The organism is Peribacillus huizhouensis (assembly GCF_014138605.1).
Taxonomy (GTDB): Bacteria; Bacillota; Bacilli; order Bacillales; family DSM-1321; genus Peribacillus; species Peribacillus huizhouensis.
The window spans coordinates 196,823-213,987 of record NZ_JACJHX010000006.1; the positions used below are offsets into that span (position 1 = coordinate 196,823).

Genomic DNA, 17,165 nt, shown 5'->3' on the forward strand with positions numbered 1-17,165 from the left:
AATTAATATCATATATTGGAATCTATTACCTATGTATTTACACATGATTCAATTGCAGTAGGCGAAGATGGTCCGATACATGAACCAGTTGAACAACTTGCAGCTCTTCGTGCGATCCCAGGACTGACAGTCATTCGTCCCTCTGACGCAAATGAAACAGCAAGTGCTTGGGCATATGCTTTAAGTCAAACAGAAGGTCCGGTTGTATTAGTATTAAGCCGTCAAAACTTACCTGTGTTTGATGAAACGCAAGCCAATATTGAGAACCTTACTAAAGGTGCTTATGTTTTAACTCAAACAAATGAAAATCCTAATGTTATTCTCCTAGCTACAGGTTCTGAAGTATCCTTAGCTGTCAACGCAAAAGCGGAACTTGCAAAAGACCACGTATCAGTACGTGTTGAGGCAATGCCGAGTTGGGAACTATTCGATCGTCAATCTAAAGCATATATAGAGCTGGTACTACCATCTACAATTACTAAACGAATAGCAATTGAAATGGGTATTTCCCTTGGTTGGGATCGTTATGTTGGAAATGAAGGGAAAATTGTATCCATTGCTACATATGGTGCTTCTGGTACTGGAGTAGCCGTAATGGAGTTATTAGGATTTACAACAGCAAATGTTGTTGAAACAACAAAAAGTTTATTAAATTCTTAAAGTGAAAACATAAGGACATTACGAAATATCTTTTTACAACTATGAAAAGTTAAATTGAGGGGGAAAAAACATGCAAGTCGGATTAATTGGATTAGGAAAAATGGGATTAAATCTTGGTAAAAACTTAATTGACCACAATCATCAAGTAGTAGCATTTGATCTAAACCCAAATGCAATAGCAGACATACAAAAGTACGGTGCAAAAGGGACAACGAATTTAAGCGAACTTTTCCTATCATTAGACAAACCAAGAGTAATGTGGATTATGGTACCACACTCGGTTGTTGATTCAGTTCTTAGTGAAATTACTCCATTGTTGGAAAAAGGAGATATTGTGATTGAAGCTGGAAACTCTCATTATAAGGAATCAATTCGACGTTACAATTACTTTAAAGAAATTGGGGTAAACTTCTTAGACACAGGTACTTCTGGCGGTATGGAAGGTGCACGTAATGGTGCCAATTATATGGTTGGTGGGGATGCGGAAGCATGGTCGATCGTAGAACCTATTTTCCGAGATACCTCTGTTGAAAATGGCTATATTTTTACAGGTAAAGCAGGTGGGGGTCATTTCCTAAAAATGGTTCATAATGGTATTGAATACGTAATGATGGCTGCCATTGGTGAAGGATTTGAACTCCAAAAGTGAATTTGACTATGATTATGAAAAAGTTGCAAGGATTTGGAACAATGGATCTGTTATTCGTTCATGGTTGATGGAATTAACAGAAAATGCATTCTCTAAAGACGCAAAACTAGACAATATCAAAGGAGTCATGCACTCTTCGGGAGAAGGAAAATGGACGCTTGAAACAGCGTTAGACCTTCAAATGGCGACTCCAGTCATTGCGATGTCCTTGTTAATGCGTTATCGCTCACTGGAAGAAGATACGTTTACAGGGAAAGTTGTCTCCGCACTCCGCAATGAGTTTGGTGGACATGCTGTAGAGAAGAAGTAAGCAAGTAACCAAAAACTCCATGAGGGTCTACACTAAGCCCAATTATGAACAAGGTTCAGGTTCTAAAAACTGTATCACCTAATGAAGGTGGCGGAGCGGAGCTGAGTTTGCGAGGCCCCGCACCTTTTCCACAGAAAAAATTAATGAAAATATGGGGGTAATTTATATTGAAATTTTTTATCGATACTGCAAACCTAGAGGATATTCAAAAAGCGTATAAAATTGGCGTTCTTTCTGGTGTAACAACAAACCCTTCCTTAGTTGCTAAAGAAGGGGTTAAATTTGAAGATCGTATTGAAGAAATACTTAAAGCTGTACCAGCTGTTGAATCTGTATCTGCGGAAGTTACGCCTGCTGCTGTTTCAGCAGAAGAAATGATCGCTGAAGCAGAGGAACTAATTAAAATCAATGGTGGAGATAATAAAGTAACAATCAAAGTACCGATGACATTAGCTGGTCTAGAAACAACTCGTTATCTTGCTGCAAAAGGTGTTAAAGTCAACGTGACGCTTATCTTCACTGTAAACCAAGCCCTTTTAGCAGCTCGTGCAGGTGCTGCTTATGTATCACCATTCTTAGGTCGTTTAGATGATATTTCTGAAGATGGTGTTCAATTAGTATCGAAAATTGCTGAACTATTCCGGGTTCATCAATTAGATTCACAAATCATTGCGGCTTCAGTACGTCATCCAGATCACGTAACTCGTGTAGCTATGGCTGGTGCGCACATCGCGACGATACCTTACAGTGTCATTGAACAACTTACTAAGCACCCACTTACAGATCAAGGTATCGAAAAATTCGCAGCCGATTGGGAAAAAGCACCTAAAAACTAAGAATTAAGAGTAAATTGTTTTAACATATCATAGACGTTTAATAAAATAGCAATCAGGTAAACCTTGATTGCTATAATCTTACATTTAATCTAGGAGGATTTACATGACTATTTCTTTTGACTACTCAAACGCATTACCATTCATGCAACAAACTGAAGTTGATTATCTAGATGAATTTGTAAAAGTTGCACATAATCGACTTCACGAAAAAAAGGACCAGGTTCTGACTTTCTTGGTTGGGTGGATTTACCGAATAACTATGATAAAGATGAATTTTCAAGAATAAAAAAAGCTGCAAAAAGAATTCGTAGTAATTCTGATGCGTTAGTTGTGATCGGTATCGGAGGTTCATACCTAGGAGCAAGAGCTGCAATTGAAGCACTTTCTCATGCATTCCATAACCAGATGAGTGATGCAACTCAAGTATATTTTGCTGGTCAAAATATTAGCTCTACATATGTAACTCATTTGCTAGAGTTGCTTGAGGGCAAAGATATATCTGTGAATGTTATCTCTAAATCTGGAACAACAACTGAACCTGCCGTAGCTTTCCGTATCTTCCGAGACCATTTGGAGAAAAAATACGGGAAGGAAGAAGCGAAAAAACGTATTTATGCTACCACTGATAAAGAAAATGGGGCACTAAAAAAACTAGCAGATGCAGAAGGATATGAAACATTCGTTATTCCTGATGATGTAGGTGGAAGATATTCGATATTAACTGCAGTAGGACTCTTACCAATTGCTACTGCTGGACTTGATATTGAACCCATGATGGAAGGTGCTCAATCTGCCGCACAAAAATACAATAACTCGGAGCTTGCAACAAATGAAAGTTACCAATATGCAGCAGTACGAAACGCTCTTTACCGTAAAGGAAAAACGATTGAGCTGTTAGTAAACTATGAACCTTCACTTCATTATGTATCTGAATGGTGGAAACAATTAAATGGTGAGAGTGAAGGGAAAAATCAAAAAGGACTGTTTCCTGCTTCCGTTGATTTTTCAACTGATTTACACTCGATGGGGCAATATGTCCAAGAAGGTCGCCGCGATCTAATTGAAACTGTACTACAAGTTAAAAAGCCACAAATTGAACTAACCATTCAAGAAGATCCTGATAATATTGATGGCTTAAACTTTTTAGCAGGAAAAACAATGGATGAAGTCAATAAAAAGGCTTTTCAAGGGACTGTTCTGGCACATGTGGATGGCGGAGTACCAAATTTAGTCATCGAATTGGATGAATTAACGGAGTTTACATTTGGTGAAAGGGTTTACTTCTTTGAAAAAGCTACTGCAATAAGCGGCCACTTGCTTGGCGTAAATCCGTTTGATCAACCAGGTGTTGAGGCATATAAGAAAAATATGTTTGCTTTACTTGGTAAACCAGGTTTTGAAAAGGAAAAAGAAGCTTTACTTCAACGCCTATCAAAATAATTTAGTAAAAAATATACTCTTATTAGAGCTGAAAATGAAAGCTCTAATAAGAGTATAGAATCATTTTTTAATACTTTATCTCGAAATAGAGATAATAAAATTCAAAATTTTTACTGATTAATAGATGAAAGATTTATATTTATTTTCATTACTGAAAGTGCTTTCTAACGACTTTGAAATTAAGCGACAAGTGAAGGGTGAAATAAAATGAGTCAAAGCATTAGTAAAAAAGAGATTAATACAGAATCAATTCATTCAAATGGAACAGTAAGAGCGTTTGGTCTAAGAGATAAGCTTGGTTATATGTTTGGCGACTTTGGAAACGACTTTTTCTTTATTTTAGTCAGTTCCTTCTTGATGGTTTACTATACAGATGTTTATGGACTTAGTGCTGCCTTTGTTGGAATTCTATTTTTAATTGCTAGGCTTTGGGATGCTGTTGCTGATGTGACTTGGGGGCGTTTTATCGATACTAGAACCCCAAGTAAACATGGCAAATTTAAACCATGGATTTTCAGAATGTCTTTTCCACTCGTGATTTCAGGTGTATTAATGTTCGTTCATATTCCAGGGATGTCGAATGGTTTTTATGAAGCATATGCTTTTGTCACCTACATATTATGGGGAACTTTGTATAGTACAGTCAATATTCCTTACGGTTCCATGGCTTCTTTGATTACAGATGACCCTATTGAACGTACTTCTTTATCTACATTCAGAACGATGGGAGCCATGTCGGCCAGTTTAATCATTAATGCGGTTGGACCATTGATTGTATTTGTAGACAATAAGGCAGACGCTGATGGTTTTCTCATGGCAGCTGTAATTTTTGGTGTACTTTCTTTTGCTTGTTACATGGCGTGTTATAAACTATCAACTGAGCGTGTAGCGATGCCTGAAAATAACGGGATCAAACCTAATTTAGGTCATACATTAAAAGCTTTATTAAAAAACAAACCATTAATTGCTATTCTTGGTGCATCTCTAATTTTTATGATGAGTACGATGCTCATCGGTGCCGTTAACGTTTATCTGTTTAAAGAATACTTTAGTAATACAGCAGCATTAAGCATTGTAGGAATTATCCAAACAGTTACTGTATTTATCGCGATTCCATTGGTAAAACCATTGGTTGCTAAATTTGGTAAAAAAGAAATAACAACAGTAGGAATGATCCTTGCAGCCGCTGTGTATATTCTTTTATTCTTCTTACCGAATTTATCTATTTCCCAATTTATTGCTGTTTCAGCTATTGGAATGTTTGGGTATGCATTCTTTAATACAATGATATGGGCTTTTGTCACTGATGTCATCGATTATCATGAATTATTAACTGGAATACGAGAAGATGGCACTGTTTATTCTTTCTATTCCTTCGCTCGTAAAATAGGTCAAGCACTTGCTGGTGGGATAGGTGGTTTTGCCATTACAGCCATTGGTTATGATGCCACTCGTGAAGTACAATCACAGAATGCACTTGATGGAATCTATGCACTAGCTACCATCGTGCCTGGAGCTATCTATTTAATTATCTTTTTCATTATCGTATTTTTCTATCCATTAAATAAACAACGTATGAATCAGTTAAAAATTGATTTAGCTGAAAAAAGAAAAAATAAAAAGTAAAAAAGGACAGACCTCACTAATAAACATCAATAGTATGAACGTTTAATTTGTAAAAGTTCATACTATTTGAGTCTAGTGGGGTCTCCTTTTGTTTTGGGTAAGCATCATGATCTATTTGGAGGAATCTATATTTTTGTTGGAAATAGAACGTTCTCAAATTCAATAAGGACTAAGGAAAAAGTGCGATCAAAAATAATAGTAATAGGCATGGTTCAAAATTATTCATTAAAAGATCGCAGGACTCCACTTTTGGCAATGGGGTCACTTTATTGTTTTATATCAAAGTGTTGAATGATCTTTTGACAAGTTTTAAGAAGAGCAGTCGCTAGTTTTTGCTCATTACCATAAAATCGAGTTGCTGGGAGTGGTATAGAGACAGCACTGATATTTTTCATACGATCAAAAATAACTGCGCCTACCGCACAAATTCCATGAATGTGTTCTTCTCTGGTAAAAGCAACACCATCTTTTCGAACTATTTCTAACTCTTTTAACAGTTCATTACGATTTGTAATCGTTTTATCTGTGTACTTTGTTAATTGATCGGGTAGCAGATTTTCAACCTCAGTTATAGGTAATGAGCCGAGTATAGCCTTTCCATTTGCCGTGCAATGTAATGGAAAGGCTGCTCCAGGTTGTGAGGTTGCTTGTAGTGGATGCGGAGCGATAATTTGATCCACAAAAAGGACCTTTCCGTTATCTAAAACGGAGAGGTCGACCGTTTCATTTACTTCATTAGATAGTTGAATTAAAAATGGTCTAATTTCTTCTCTAAGGTCACTATGGACAGCAGCAGCAAGCATCGAAATTTCAGGTCCAAGACGGATCCCGCCGTTAGAAGAGGCTTGTGCGATAAAATTTTCTTGTTCTAGTGTAGAAACAATTCTTTGCACCGTGGATCGTGCTAATCCCACTTCTTTTGCAATTTGTGACAGGCTTAATCCTTTTGGATAATCCCTAAGAGTCCTCAGTATGCTAGCCGCTCGAGAAATAACTTGCACGTTAGATGTCTTATTTTGATCTTGTTTATCGTTATTCAAAAGTATGTACTCCTTCCACTTTCTATACCCATTCAATATATCTGGAATTTTGATCTTTCACATAGAATTTCTGTCATTGATCAAATATCTAGAAATTAACTTTCAAGTTTTTTGACAGAAAAAATTACCCAATCGCACCAATTTTTTTTACTCATTATTTTCTATTATAACTGATGATTGTATGAAGAAAAACAATATGATTGACAAAGATGTTATAAATTCATTATACTCAATTCAACCAAATAACGATACATGTGTACCGCATAGTGGTTAATGTTCATTTAGATTGTTTCATACTATTAATTTGTTATCAAGATTTTAAAAACATTTAAATTAGAGGTGGATAGATATGAGTTTAGTAAAAGTTGGTATCATTGGAGTAGGGAACATGGGCAGTTCACATGTTCAATTACTGGATAAAGGACAAATCGAAGGGGCAACATTAACGGCCATTTGTAGTCGTAATGAAAGTCGAATTGAATGGGTGAAAAATAATACACAAGGAGATGTGCAAATTTTCCGGGATGAAGAGACCTTTTTTAGCGAATCAGGAATTGATGCCGTTCTAATTGCGACGCCCCATTACAGTCATCCAGAACTGGCAAAAAAAGCCTTTGCGAATGGGATACATGTCCTCATTGAGAAACCAGCAGGGGTTTATACAAAAAATGTGTTGGAAATGAATGAAGCAGCTAAAGCTAGTGGTAAAGTATTTGGTATCATGTATAACCAAAGGGCGAATCCCCTTTATCAAACATTACGGGATCTTATTCATTCAGGGGAACTTGGTGAGATTAAACGAACCAATTTGATTGTGACTGATATTTACCGTTCACAAAGTTATTATGATTCAAGTAAATGGAGAGCCACATGGAAAGGTGAAGGTGGCGGTGTTCTATTAAATCAGGCACTTCATCAATTAGATATTTGGCAGTGGACAATAGGGGATATGCCAAAACGGATTCGTGCAGTGGCTAGTGTAGGAAAGTACCATGATATTGAGGTTGAAGATGATGTAACAGCCTATGTCGAATATGAAAATGGGGCGACCGGTGTATTTATTACTTCAACAGGGGAAGTTCCAGGAACGAATCGCTTTGAGATTATTGGAGATCGCGGGAAAATCGTTGTTGAAAATGAAGAACTTACCTTTTACCAATTAACACAATCAGAGCGTGAATTTAATCAGACATACAAGGGTGGTTTCGGTAAGCCTGAATGGAAGAAAATTGATATTCCTGTAAAAAGTGAAAATGCGAATCATGCAAAAATTATTCAAAACTGGATTGATTCGATCAGAAAAGGTTCATCTTTAGTAGCGCCAGGAGAAGACGGGGTAAAGGCATTAGAAATTGCAAATGCCATGTACTTATCTTCTTGGTTAAATGAAACAGTAGAATTACCCATCGACCCAAACGATTATTTTGAAAAATTACAAGAAAAAATCAGTACTTCTGCATTTGAGAAAAAGAATGTAACAAACACAATATTAGATGTAAAGGGGACTCATTAATATTTTTAATTATTGGTTTGTTAGAATCGGAAACGAGGCTTTTGCAAATACAAAATAATCAGTTTAGTAAAATATTGGACAATATACTTTATTGTTTTGGAAATAGGAGGCATTGAGGTGAATACATCGAAATTATGGACAAAAGATTTTATCATCATGTCCGTATCTACATTTTTTGGGAGTTTAACCTTTTATTTATTAATAACAACTTTAACCGTTTATGCGATTGAAGAATTTAACGCTTCACAAAGCATGGCGGGTCTTGCGTCTAGTATATTTGTAGTGGGTGCACTAGTTTCACGTATTTTTGCTGGAAAATATATTGAGATCATTGGACGCAAAAAGATGCTTTATGGCGGATTATTTTTATTTTTGATTATGATGTTGTTATATTTTATTGTAGAAAACATGAACGTATTATTATTTATTCGTTTTATTCATGGAGCAGCGTTTGGGTTGTTTACCACAGTTATAGCAACAGTTATCATGGATATTATTCCGAATGAACGTCGAGGAGAAGGAATAAGCTATTTTTCATTAAGTATAACCCTTGCAATGGCAGTTGGCCCCTTTCTAGGTCTTTATATCAGCGAACAAGGAAGTTTTACGATAATATTTGTAGCTTGTACACTTTTCACTCTCATTAGTACTATTATCGTATTATTTGTGCATATCCCTGAAGGAAACATCACAAAAGAACAGATTGATGCGATGAAAGGCTTTAAGTTGAAAGATTTTTTCGAAATAAAGGCTGTTCCTATCGCTATCATTATTGCAATTATGGGTTTTGCTTACTCAGGTATCCTGTCATTTATGACTTCATATGCAAAAGAAATTAATTTAATGGAGGCTGCAAGTTTCTTCTTTCTTGTATATGCTGTCTTCATCTTGATTTCAAGACCATTTACTGGACGGCTATTAGATAAAAAAGGGGATAACATTGTGATGTATCCAGCGTTACTATTATTTGTGATCGGATTAGTCACTCTTAGTCAAGCCAACCAAGGATTCACTCTCCTTTTAGCAGGTGCGCTAATTGGTCTTGGATTTGGAACAATGAATTCTTGCTGTCAAGCTATTGCCATAAAGGAATCACCCCGGCACCGAGTGGGGCTTGCAACCTCAACCTTTTACGTGTTTATGGATTCAGGAGTAGGAATTGGCCCTTTTCTAATAGGGTTTATCATTCCAGTTGTTGGTTTTCGTGGCTTGTATTTAACCTTGGCAGTGGTCGTATTTGCGAGTATTTTTTTGTATTATGTCCTCCATGGAAAAAAGAAACTTACAGAAAACAATATCCTACAAGCGAGCTAGTATGTATGGGGATTTGAGGGAAGTTATAAATAATTCAATATAATGAGGTGGGCTTGCAGATGATAAAAGGGATTAATCACGTAGGATTGAAAGTAGTAGATATGGAACGTTCATTGGATTTTTATTGTAATAAACTCGGTTTTAAGAAAGCGTTTGAATTGAATCAGCCAAATGGTGAACCGTGGATTGAATACGTGAAAGTTGCTGAAGGGTGCTTCATTGAATTATTTTACCATGGTATCGAAGGTGTTAAAGAAAGAGAAAATCATATTTGTTTCGAAGTAGAGGATATCCACGAAACAGCGGAAAATTTAAAGAAAAAAGGAGTAACACTAGCAGTAGAAATTGCCCAAGGGGTGAGTTTAAACTACCAATTCTGGGTAGTAGACCCCGATGGGAATTGGATTGAGTTTATGGAGATGCACCCAGATTCATTACATATGAGGAGCTAATAATGATGGGAACTTCATATAATACGACAATTATAAAGAGAGAGGGAGTTAATAAAGTGATTAGAGTTGTTTGTAAGGCTAAATTAAAACCGGGTGTATACATTGAGGAATATTTAGAAATTGCTAGAGAAGTTGTTTTAGAAACTAGAAAAGAAAAAGGGTGTATAATGTACACTCTTCATGAAGATATTAATGACCCGTCCATCCTAACTACGCTCGAAGAATGGGAAGATGAAGAGTCTATTAATCAACACAATAAAAGTGAACATGTTTTGAGAATGGTTCCAGAGCTTAGAAAACTTCGAGAAAGTACAGAAATCAACCTTTATAAAGAAGTAAAATAATTTTCATAATCGGTTGTTTCTACTGAACATTACATTAGATGTCATCGAAACGCATTAAATATGATTACATAAGAAGGGGGAAAATCATGAAATTTGAAAAAATTCGTTGGGGCATTATTGGATGCGGTGATGTGACGGAAGTGAAAAGTGGACCAGCATTCCAAAAAAATAAAAATTCAGAGTTGGTTGCCGTTATGCGAAGAACTGGTGAACTAGCAAAAGACTATGCACAAAGACATAATGTTCCGAAATGGTACGATGATGCCGACGCACTTATTAACGATCCAGATGTCGATGCTGTTTATATTGCAACACCACCTAGTTCACATAAAGAATATACAATTAAAGTTGCAAAGGCTGGAAAACCTGTTTATGTAGAAAAGCCAATGGCACTCAATTTTGCTGAATGTAATGAAATGATCGCTGTTTGCAAGGCGGCTCGCGTTCCTTTATATGTTGCTTACTACCGTAGGGCACTGCCTCGATTTGTAAAAATAAAAGAGTTACTAGTAAATAAAGCGATCGGAGACGTTCGTTTCGTATCGACAATACAGTATCAAAAAGCTTCAGAAGATGTGTTGGACTCACAAAATCTCCCGTGGAGGGTTCAACCTGAATTGTCTGGAGGCGGACTGTTTTTTGATTTAGCCAGTCATACGCTTGACTTATTAGATTTTTTACTGGGACCTATTAAAGATGTTCAAGGTTTTACTTCAAATCAAGCAGGCTATTATCGTGCGGAAGATATCGTTACAGGTACTTATCGATTTGAATCTGGAATTCACGGCGTAGGAAATTGGTGTTTTTCTGCTTTTGAAGATGTGGATGTGAATGAAATCGTCGGCAGTAAAGGGAAAATTACCTTTTCCACTTTCGGAAATGAGCCCATCGTTTTGACGACTACTAGCGGAACAGAGCAATGGAATTTTGAAGCGCCGCAGCATGTTCATCAACCCCTTATAGAAACGATTGTAGCTGACTTAACGGGAGATAGCAGTCAGTGCCCAAGTACTGGAGTGACCGGTGCGAGAACAAACTGGGTTATGGGTGAAATAAGCTAGGTAGAGATCTTTGATTAGGATGGGAAAAAGAAGGAAGTAAATATTAAAGTTAATGATTTTCCAAAAAAAGATTGGGTGCTTAAATTGCACCCAATCTTTTTTTTGGGCAAAGCTATCGAAAACCCTAAAGAAATTCTTTAATATCCTTAGCATACAAAATTTAATGATCAAACTTCTATCCGGACTGGCGAACAAGATGATCGGCAAGTCTAATAGCCAAAGCAGTGTTAGAAAGCACTGGTCCAGCGGCTGTCAGGGTAGGAAGAACACTATTATCCGCTACATACAAACCTTGAACACCATGTATTTGACCGTGACGGTTTGTCCCTGAAGTTGCAGGATCATCCCCCATTCTACAAGTAGAAGCTTCATGCATATCTGATCCAGGCGGTCTGAGCACCAAGGTAGACTCATCAAGAGTTACTCCCATAGCAGCTGCAGATTGTCTAATACCTTGTGCAACTTGGTCGGCTGTTTGACGATCTTTGTTGCTTAAAGAATATTGAACTTGCTGTAGCGGTACACCGAATTCATCCTTTACAGACGGATCAACATATACTCTATTTTCAGCTCGAGGCTCAACTCTCCCAAAGGATGCGTAAGCAACCATTAACTGGTCTTTGAGTACTTTATCTTCAAATTGCTGGTAAGAAAAATATTGATCCGGTCCAAGAATTTGAATATGATAAGGGGATTCTTTCGTCTCAAATTTCAAAATAGAAAAATTTCCAAGTTTATCAGAGAACTGTCTACGGGGGATCGTACCAACAGCAATGATGGACACATGACCAGTTAAATAACGCCCAATAGCTTGACCTGGGATTCCTGAATTAAGCAATAGACGTGGTGTCTCTAATGTACTTGCCGATACGACTACATTTTTTGCCCGTATTCTGTGAGGTCTCATATCTGCTGAAAGGACCTCAACGCCAGAAACTCTCCCACCCTGTGTCGTGACTTTAGAGACATAAGCATTTACAGCGAGATCATATGGTCGATCAAACTGGGCGGCCGCTAAAGCATTAATCGAGCTATACCATGGATTCGAATGGACTTCTCCTTGGCGGGAAGGTGTCATGTCAAAAGCAACTGGCATGTCATCTGCTTCAAGTATCCCAGCTGCATGGAGTCTCTTTAAAAAAACATTTTGCATCGAGGAACCTTTAGCATAATCTGTTGTGACATGCAATAATTTCTCTGCCATTCCATAATACACATTTAACTCTCTACGATGGATAGGCCATTTATTAAGCTCAGAACTAATCGGCCTCGGAGTAGCTGCATTCCAAAACAGGGACCTTCCCCCAAGTGCGTATACCATTCTGGCTCCTGAAAATTGGGGTAAACGTTCTTCGAAAGTCGTTGAATTATCTCCAAGCAGTACATCCCGAGCCGTATTTACATTCTGCGTAGGTATATTAAGAGAATGAGAATGAAATAACTTATCTCCCTTTTCAAGAATTCCAATCTTTTTAGCACCTTGATTTTTCCATAGCTCACAGAGCCTCTGTAAGGTTGCTCCTCCTCCAGGACCGCTTCCCACGATGAGGACGTCGTAATTTGTATTTGACATTTCTTCAAGCGATTTTGTAGGAATCCAATTATTTTTATATTTAACCACCATAGTCGCCACCCCCTTTAAATATAGTTCTTTTAAAGATATGTTCTTTAGTTATCCAATATGAAAAATAACATTGTCATTTACTTTTTAGTTTTCGTTAACAAATAAATAGGTATTAATAATTACCTTTAATCCGAGATAATTTAGTTAAATGTAATTGACATCAATATAACAACGCGATATATTTATCTCATATTAAAGATATAATAATTAAAGACTTTTAAAGTGGAAAAGATCTTCCTTTCAAAAAGATAGGTGTTATTTTGCACTCTTATATTTTTATCTATCACTATAATTAAATAGTACAGTAAAAAGACATGTATAAAAGAATAAATATGATAGATGGATTAATATTGAACCTGGAGGAAGGATAAATGCTGGAGAGACTTCAGAAGTTAGAAGAAGTAGATCATGAATGTGTTGAGCTAATGCGAATAACCAAAGAAATGGGTATATCTATTCAGGACATTAGAGAATTTCTAAGAGCGGCATATATTAATAAGTAGACTAAATTCAGAAGATCCTTTGTTTAGGGAGTGTGATTGTCAATATGGTTACCTTATATACATCGACAAGTTGTACTTCTTGTCGTAAAGCAAAAGCGTGGCTTGAGAAATATGAAATTGCGTATATAGAAAAGAATATTGTTTCTGAACAGTTGACGATTGAGGATATTAAGGAAATTCTTCGTCTGACAGAAGATGGAACAGATGAAATTATTTCAGCAAGATCGAATGCATTTCAAGAATTGAAGACAGATATGGATTCTCTTTCGCTTCGAGAATTATATCAAACAATCATAGATCATCCAGGGTTATTAAGAAGACCCCTAATCCTTGATGAAAAAAGGTTACAAGTGGGATTTAATGAAGATGAAATTCGCAGATTCTTACCTCGAAAAGTTCGTTGCTTCCAGCGTCATGAAGCTAATAGAATGGTCGATTAATTGACTCAGAACTGTTCAATTTATTGGAAGAGGATGGATTAACTAATAAGCCCACATAGGATAACGTATTAAACGGATTATAACCATATATTACGTCTTCCATAGAAAGTTCATTTAAAATAGTAATAATAAAACTACAAGTCAACAAATTTGTTGACTAAAATGATTTAAATGGAGTTGGGGCAGTGATGATTCAGAACGGTACAAATTCCGAATTAGCAAGGGAAAGTCAGGTGTTTGAGCTTATTTGGAATAATACAACAGATGCCATTTTTACAATCGATCATAATGGTGCAATTATTGATGCGAATCCGGCTTTTGTAGAACTTTTTGATTGGAAGGTTGAAGAATTAAAAGGGTTAACGTTTCCTCCATTCTTCTCCCATATAACAAAAGCAGAACATCGAAATTTTTTACAGCACCTTCGAGAGGGACAAAACTATCCTTATGTTGTTTCAAAAAGGAAGCATAAATATGGAAAAGTGCTAGATGTTATCGCTTCGTACCGATCAATCAATAATCAAGATATCCTTGCGATTGGCATGTACAAAAATTTTACAGACCAGATGGAAATTCAACATAAACTTCATGCGAGTGAAAATACATACCGAACACTTGTTGAATCATTACCAGAAGCGATTATTGTGATACATCATGGAAAAATTGTCTTTGTAAATACTGCTGGAGTAAAGTTATTTGGGAAAAATAGAACAAATGATATCATTGGGTATTCGATATGGGATTTCATTTCTAGTGAACAACAAGAAAAGATTGAAGAAACATTTCATCGTGTAAAGAATCAAAGTAATAAGGATCAATCATTATCATTTGATGGAGAGTTTACACGAAACGATGGCAAGTTAATTTGTTCAGAAATGAAGGTGTACCTTATTGAATATAAGGGTGAACCGTCTATTCAAATTCTTATTCAGGATATCTCAGAAAAAAGGAATTATGAACGACAATTAGAATATCTAGCATTTCACGATCCTCTGACAGGTTTGAAAAATAGAAGAAAGTTTACAGAAATAGTGAAAGAAGCAATAAAAGAAACAGAAAAGAAAAGTGAAAAATTAGGAATCATGTATATTGATCTTGATCATTTCAAATCAATTAATGATTCTCTTGGGCATCATGTCGGAGATGAGTTGCTCCAGCAATTTGCTAAAAGGCTAAAATCAAGTGTTCGAAAAAATGATGAGTTATGTCGGATAGGCGGAGATGAATTTCTAGTGCTCCTAAATAAGATAATAAGTTATGAACAAGTTGAAAAAATTGTTGAAAGAATGCACACCATATGTATAGCTGCTTATCAGATAAATGGACATACATTTAATGTTACTCTAAGTATTGGCATATCGGTTTATCCTGAGCATGGATCAAGGGGAGAAGTTTTAATTTCTCATGCAGATCAGGCGTTATATAGAGCAAAAGAAAGCAGAAACCGATTTGTTATTTATTTGCAAGAAAAGTAATCATCTTTATTTCCTACGTCATGGAAATTTTTAATAATGAAGTTCGCTCACGTCATTGTATAAATAGGTTAGGGTATTTTGAAAATATTATCTATCAAAAAAAGTGCGCATTTTCTGTAAAAATTGTGTCTTTCTATGTGTATTTAACCAAATAACGTCTTAATGAATGTAAGGAAAAGTGTAGGATATGAAGAGATTCTGCATTATATTTTTAAAAAATCCCTAAGGTTATTGACAGAAGAGAATAAAAGTTTTAGAATTATCTCATATTCGAGATATTTTAATGAAAGATATATAATATAATTTCATTTGTCAGGAGGTGTTTAAATGGAAGAGAAATGTACAAACCAGGCTTATCTGGAACTGATGCAAACATCCAAAGCCATTCAGGATTGCATTAAGATGGAAATGATGAATCATAAGATCAATATTACTGAGTTCTCTGTATTAGAGGTGCTTTATTTTAAGGAGAAGCAAACGATTCAGCAGATTGGTAAAAGCATACTCATTTCTAGTGGGTCTATGACTTATGTAATAGACAAATTGGAACAGAAGGGCTTCATAAAAAGAATTGACTGTCCTAATGATCGTCGTGTCATACATGTAGTTTTAACGGAAAATGGAATGAACTTAATGGAGAAAATCATGCCTAAACATCGAGATTTGATTAATAACATGCTTGGTGATTTAACTGATCAAGAGTCACAAACAATGATAAAACTTTTGAAAAAAGTAAGTAAAAGAGTAGAAACATAATTTTTTCACAATAATATCTCGAATTCGAGGTAAAAATCGAGGAGGATGAAAAAAATGATAGATATTGGTTTATTATTGATTAGATTGGTAATTGGTCTCTTATTCATCGGTCACGGTGTACAGAAACTATTTGGTTGGTATGGCGGTTATGGATTAAAAGGTACAGGAGGTTGGATGGATTCACTTGGTTTAAAGCCTGGTGTGACGATGGCACTCATTGCGGGATTAGCCGAATTAATTGGAGGAATTTTATTTGCTTCAGGGCTACTCACACCGCTTGCTGGTCTAATGATTGCAGCAACAATGGTAATGGCAATTGTAAAGGTGCACGGTCCGAATGGGTTATGGTCAACACGAAATGGCTATGAGTATAATTTGACCCTGCTAGTGGTAGCAATAGGGATTGCTTTAATAGGGCCTGGTCAATATGCGTTGGATGCTTTTTTATTCTAATATATCTGGGTTTGAAGATATTTGATAGCAAAGGGATGTGTTGTTATGGCTGACTTTATACAGTTAGTAAAAGAGAGACGGTCTGCAAGCAATTTTCTTCCAGATCACATGATTACAAAAGAAGAGTTGAATGAAATTTTTGAGTTGGTTAAACTAGGACCTTCAGCGTTTAATCTCCAACATACAAATTATCTAACAGTTATGGACCCAGTAATCAAAGAGAAATTAAAGAAGGCTGCAAATGGGCAATATAAAGTATCCAGTGCTTCTGCGGTTATCCTAGTTTTAGGTGATAAAAATGCCTTTTGGCAGGCTCCTGACATTTACGAAGGTTTGAAGATGCTAGGGATTGTGAATAAACAGGAATATGATTTTATGGTTAATGACACCATTTCCCTCTATGAATCGAGAGGGTTAGACTTTCAACGAGATGAGGCTATAAGAAATGCTTCGTTATCAGCGATGATGTTCATGATGGCTGCCAAGGAGAAAGGGTGGGATACCTGCCCTATGATTGGTTTTGATTCTGAATCGGTCAAACAGAATTTGAACATCGATGAGCAATACGAAGTAGTGATGATGATTACAATAGGAAAAGAAAAGGTTGAAAGTAGAAAACCTCGTGGATATCGCAAGCCAGTTAGCGAATTTGTCACTTATATTTAGGAA

15 protein-coding genes and 3 pseudogenes are annotated in these 17,165 nt (G+C 36.2%); 16 read left to right on the forward strand and 2 right to left on the reverse strand.

From position 1 onward, the window contains the following. Window positions 1-24 precede the first annotated feature (24 nt). The 5 genes and pseudogenes from HNP81_RS11885 to HNP81_RS11905 form a co-directional block, all read left to right on the forward strand. Window positions 25-660, forward strand: a pseudogene (locus HNP81_RS11885) (transketolase-like TK C-terminal-containing protein); the annotation flags it as partial. A gap of 70 nt (window positions 661-730) precedes the next feature. Next, a pseudogene (gnd, locus tag HNP81_RS11890) lies at window positions 731-1,619 on the forward strand (phosphogluconate dehydrogenase (NAD(+)-dependent, decarboxylating)). Between the two features lie 167 nt (window positions 1,620-1,786). After that, window positions 1,787-2,455, forward strand: coding sequence for a fructose-6-phosphate aldolase (gene fsa, locus HNP81_RS11895; RefSeq protein WP_182502759.1), 669 nt, complete (start codon window positions 1,787-1,789; stop codon window positions 2,453-2,455). A 103-nt stretch (window positions 2,456-2,558) separates the two neighbouring features. Then, window positions 2,559-3,895, forward strand: a pseudogene (locus HNP81_RS11900) (glucose-6-phosphate isomerase). 207 nt (window positions 3,896-4,102) lie between these two features. Next, entirely contained in the window at window positions 4,103-5,521 is a 1,419-nt protein-coding gene (locus HNP81_RS11905; RefSeq protein WP_182502760.1) for an MFS transporter, read from the forward strand. Between the two features lie 266 nt (window positions 5,522-5,787). Here HNP81_RS11905 and HNP81_RS11910 read toward each other — a convergent pair whose 3' ends face one another. After that, complete coding sequence (locus HNP81_RS11910; protein ID WP_220478564.1) at window positions 5,788-6,561, reverse strand: IclR family transcriptional regulator; 774 nt, start codon at window positions 6,559-6,561, stop codon at window positions 5,788-5,790. A gap of 349 nt (window positions 6,562-6,910) precedes the next feature. On the opposite strand from HNP81_RS11910, the gene HNP81_RS11915 reads away from it, so the two are divergent. The 5 genes from HNP81_RS11915 (at window position 6,911) to HNP81_RS11935 (ending at window position 11,245) form a co-directional block, all read left to right on the forward strand. Next, window positions 6,911-8,074 (forward strand): Gfo/Idh/MocA family protein, encoded by a 1,164-nt coding sequence (locus HNP81_RS11915; protein WP_182502761.1) that lies wholly within the window; start codon window positions 6,911-6,913, stop codon window positions 8,072-8,074. A 117-nt stretch (window positions 8,075-8,191) separates the two neighbouring features. Beyond that, window positions 8,192-9,388: an MFS transporter gene (locus tag HNP81_RS11920; protein WP_182502762.1), complete on the forward strand. Its 1,197-nt coding sequence runs from the start codon at window positions 8,192-8,194 to the stop codon at window positions 9,386-9,388. Between the two features lie 59 nt (window positions 9,389-9,447). Next, window positions 9,448-9,840: a VOC family protein gene (locus tag HNP81_RS11925; RefSeq protein WP_028391215.1), complete on the forward strand. Its 393-nt coding sequence runs from the start codon at window positions 9,448-9,450 to the stop codon at window positions 9,838-9,840. Window positions 9,841-9,842: 2 nt separating this feature from the next. Beyond that, window positions 9,843-10,184: a putative quinol monooxygenase gene (locus HNP81_RS11930; RefSeq protein ID WP_246399323.1), complete on the forward strand. Its 342-nt coding sequence runs from the start codon at window positions 9,843-9,845 to the stop codon at window positions 10,182-10,184. A gap of 86 nt (window positions 10,185-10,270) precedes the next feature. Beyond that, complete coding sequence (locus HNP81_RS11935; protein WP_182502763.1) at window positions 10,271-11,245, forward strand: Gfo/Idh/MocA family protein; 975 nt, start codon at window positions 10,271-10,273, stop codon at window positions 11,243-11,245. Window positions 11,246-11,420: 175 nt separating this feature from the next. Here the strand turns inward: HNP81_RS11935 and HNP81_RS11940 are convergent, their stop codons facing one another. Then, window positions 11,421-12,869 carry a GMC oxidoreductase gene (locus HNP81_RS11940; protein ID WP_220478565.1) on the reverse strand — a complete coding sequence of 483 codons (1,449 nt, stop codon included), beginning with the start codon at window positions 12,867-12,869 and terminating at the stop codon, window positions 11,421-11,423. A 371-nt stretch (window positions 12,870-13,240) separates the two neighbouring features. Here HNP81_RS11940 and HNP81_RS24280 point away from each other — a divergent pair, with 371 nt between their 5' ends. From HNP81_RS24280 to HNP81_RS11965, 6 genes are all read left to right on the forward strand, one after another. Then, window positions 13,241-13,372: a hypothetical protein gene (locus HNP81_RS24280; RefSeq protein ID WP_281384499.1), complete on the forward strand. Its 132-nt coding sequence runs from the start codon at window positions 13,241-13,243 to the stop codon at window positions 13,370-13,372. Window positions 13,373-13,416: 44 nt separating this feature from the next. Beyond that, entirely contained in the window at window positions 13,417-13,812 is a 396-nt protein-coding gene (gene spxA, locus HNP81_RS11945) for a transcriptional regulator SpxA (RefSeq protein WP_182502764.1), read from the forward strand. 188 nt (window positions 13,813-14,000) lie between these two features. Beyond that, window positions 14,001-15,287 (forward strand): sensor domain-containing diguanylate cyclase, encoded by a 1,287-nt coding sequence (locus HNP81_RS11950; RefSeq protein WP_246399332.1) that lies wholly within the window; start codon window positions 14,001-14,003, stop codon window positions 15,285-15,287. Window positions 15,288-15,614: 327 nt separating this feature from the next. Next, the gene (locus HNP81_RS11955; RefSeq protein ID WP_028391209.1) at window positions 15,615-16,043 is read left to right on the forward strand and encodes a MarR family winged helix-turn-helix transcriptional regulator; all 429 of its coding nucleotides are present in this window, start codon (window positions 15,615-15,617) and stop codon (window positions 16,041-16,043) included. A gap of 54 nt (window positions 16,044-16,097) precedes the next feature. After that, window positions 16,098-16,496 carry a DoxX family protein gene (locus HNP81_RS11960; RefSeq protein WP_028391208.1) on the forward strand — a complete coding sequence of 133 codons (399 nt, stop codon included), beginning with the start codon at window positions 16,098-16,100 and terminating at the stop codon, window positions 16,494-16,496. A gap of 45 nt (window positions 16,497-16,541) precedes the next feature. Further along, window positions 16,542-17,162, forward strand: a complete 621-nt coding sequence (locus HNP81_RS11965; protein ID WP_182502766.1) for a nitroreductase family protein — start codon at window positions 16,542-16,544, stop codon at window positions 17,160-17,162. The last annotated feature ends 3 nt before the right edge of the window (window positions 17,163-17,165 follow it).

Coding starts and splice junctions, on each gene's coding strand:
- HNP81_RS11940 (WP_220478565.1), bottom strand. CDS start 12,869: ATGGTGGTTAAATATAAAAATAATTGGATTCCTACAAAATCGCTTGAA.
- HNP81_RS11925 (WP_028391215.1), top strand. CDS start 9,448: ATGATAAAAGGGATTAATCACGTAGGATTGAAAGTAGTAGATATGGAA.
- HNP81_RS11960 (WP_028391208.1), top strand. CDS start 16,098: ATGATAGATATTGGTTTATTATTGATTAGATTGGTAATTGGTCTCTTA.
- spxA (WP_182502764.1), top strand. CDS start 13,417: ATGGTTACCTTATATACATCGACAAGTTGTACTTCTTGTCGTAAAGCA.
- HNP81_RS11930 (WP_246399323.1), top strand. CDS start 9,843: ATGATGGGAACTTCATATAATACGACAATTATAAAGAGAGAGGGAGTT.
- HNP81_RS11955 (WP_028391209.1), top strand. CDS start 15,615: ATGGAAGAGAAATGTACAAACCAGGCTTATCTGGAACTGATGCAAACA.
- HNP81_RS11935 (WP_182502763.1), top strand. CDS start 10,271: ATGAAATTTGAAAAAATTCGTTGGGGCATTATTGGATGCGGTGATGTG.
- HNP81_RS11915 (WP_182502761.1), top strand. CDS start 6,911: ATGAGTTTAGTAAAAGTTGGTATCATTGGAGTAGGGAACATGGGCAGT.
- HNP81_RS11965 (WP_182502766.1), top strand. CDS start 16,542: ATGGCTGACTTTATACAGTTAGTAAAAGAGAGACGGTCTGCAAGCAAT.
- HNP81_RS11905 (WP_182502760.1), top strand. CDS start 4,103: ATGAGTCAAAGCATTAGTAAAAAAGAGATTAATACAGAATCAATTCAT.
- HNP81_RS11950 (WP_246399332.1), top strand. CDS start 14,001: ATGATTCAGAACGGTACAAATTCCGAATTAGCAAGGGAAAGTCAGGTG.
- HNP81_RS24280 (WP_281384499.1), top strand. CDS start 13,241: ATGCTGGAGAGACTTCAGAAGTTAGAAGAAGTAGATCATGAATGTGTT.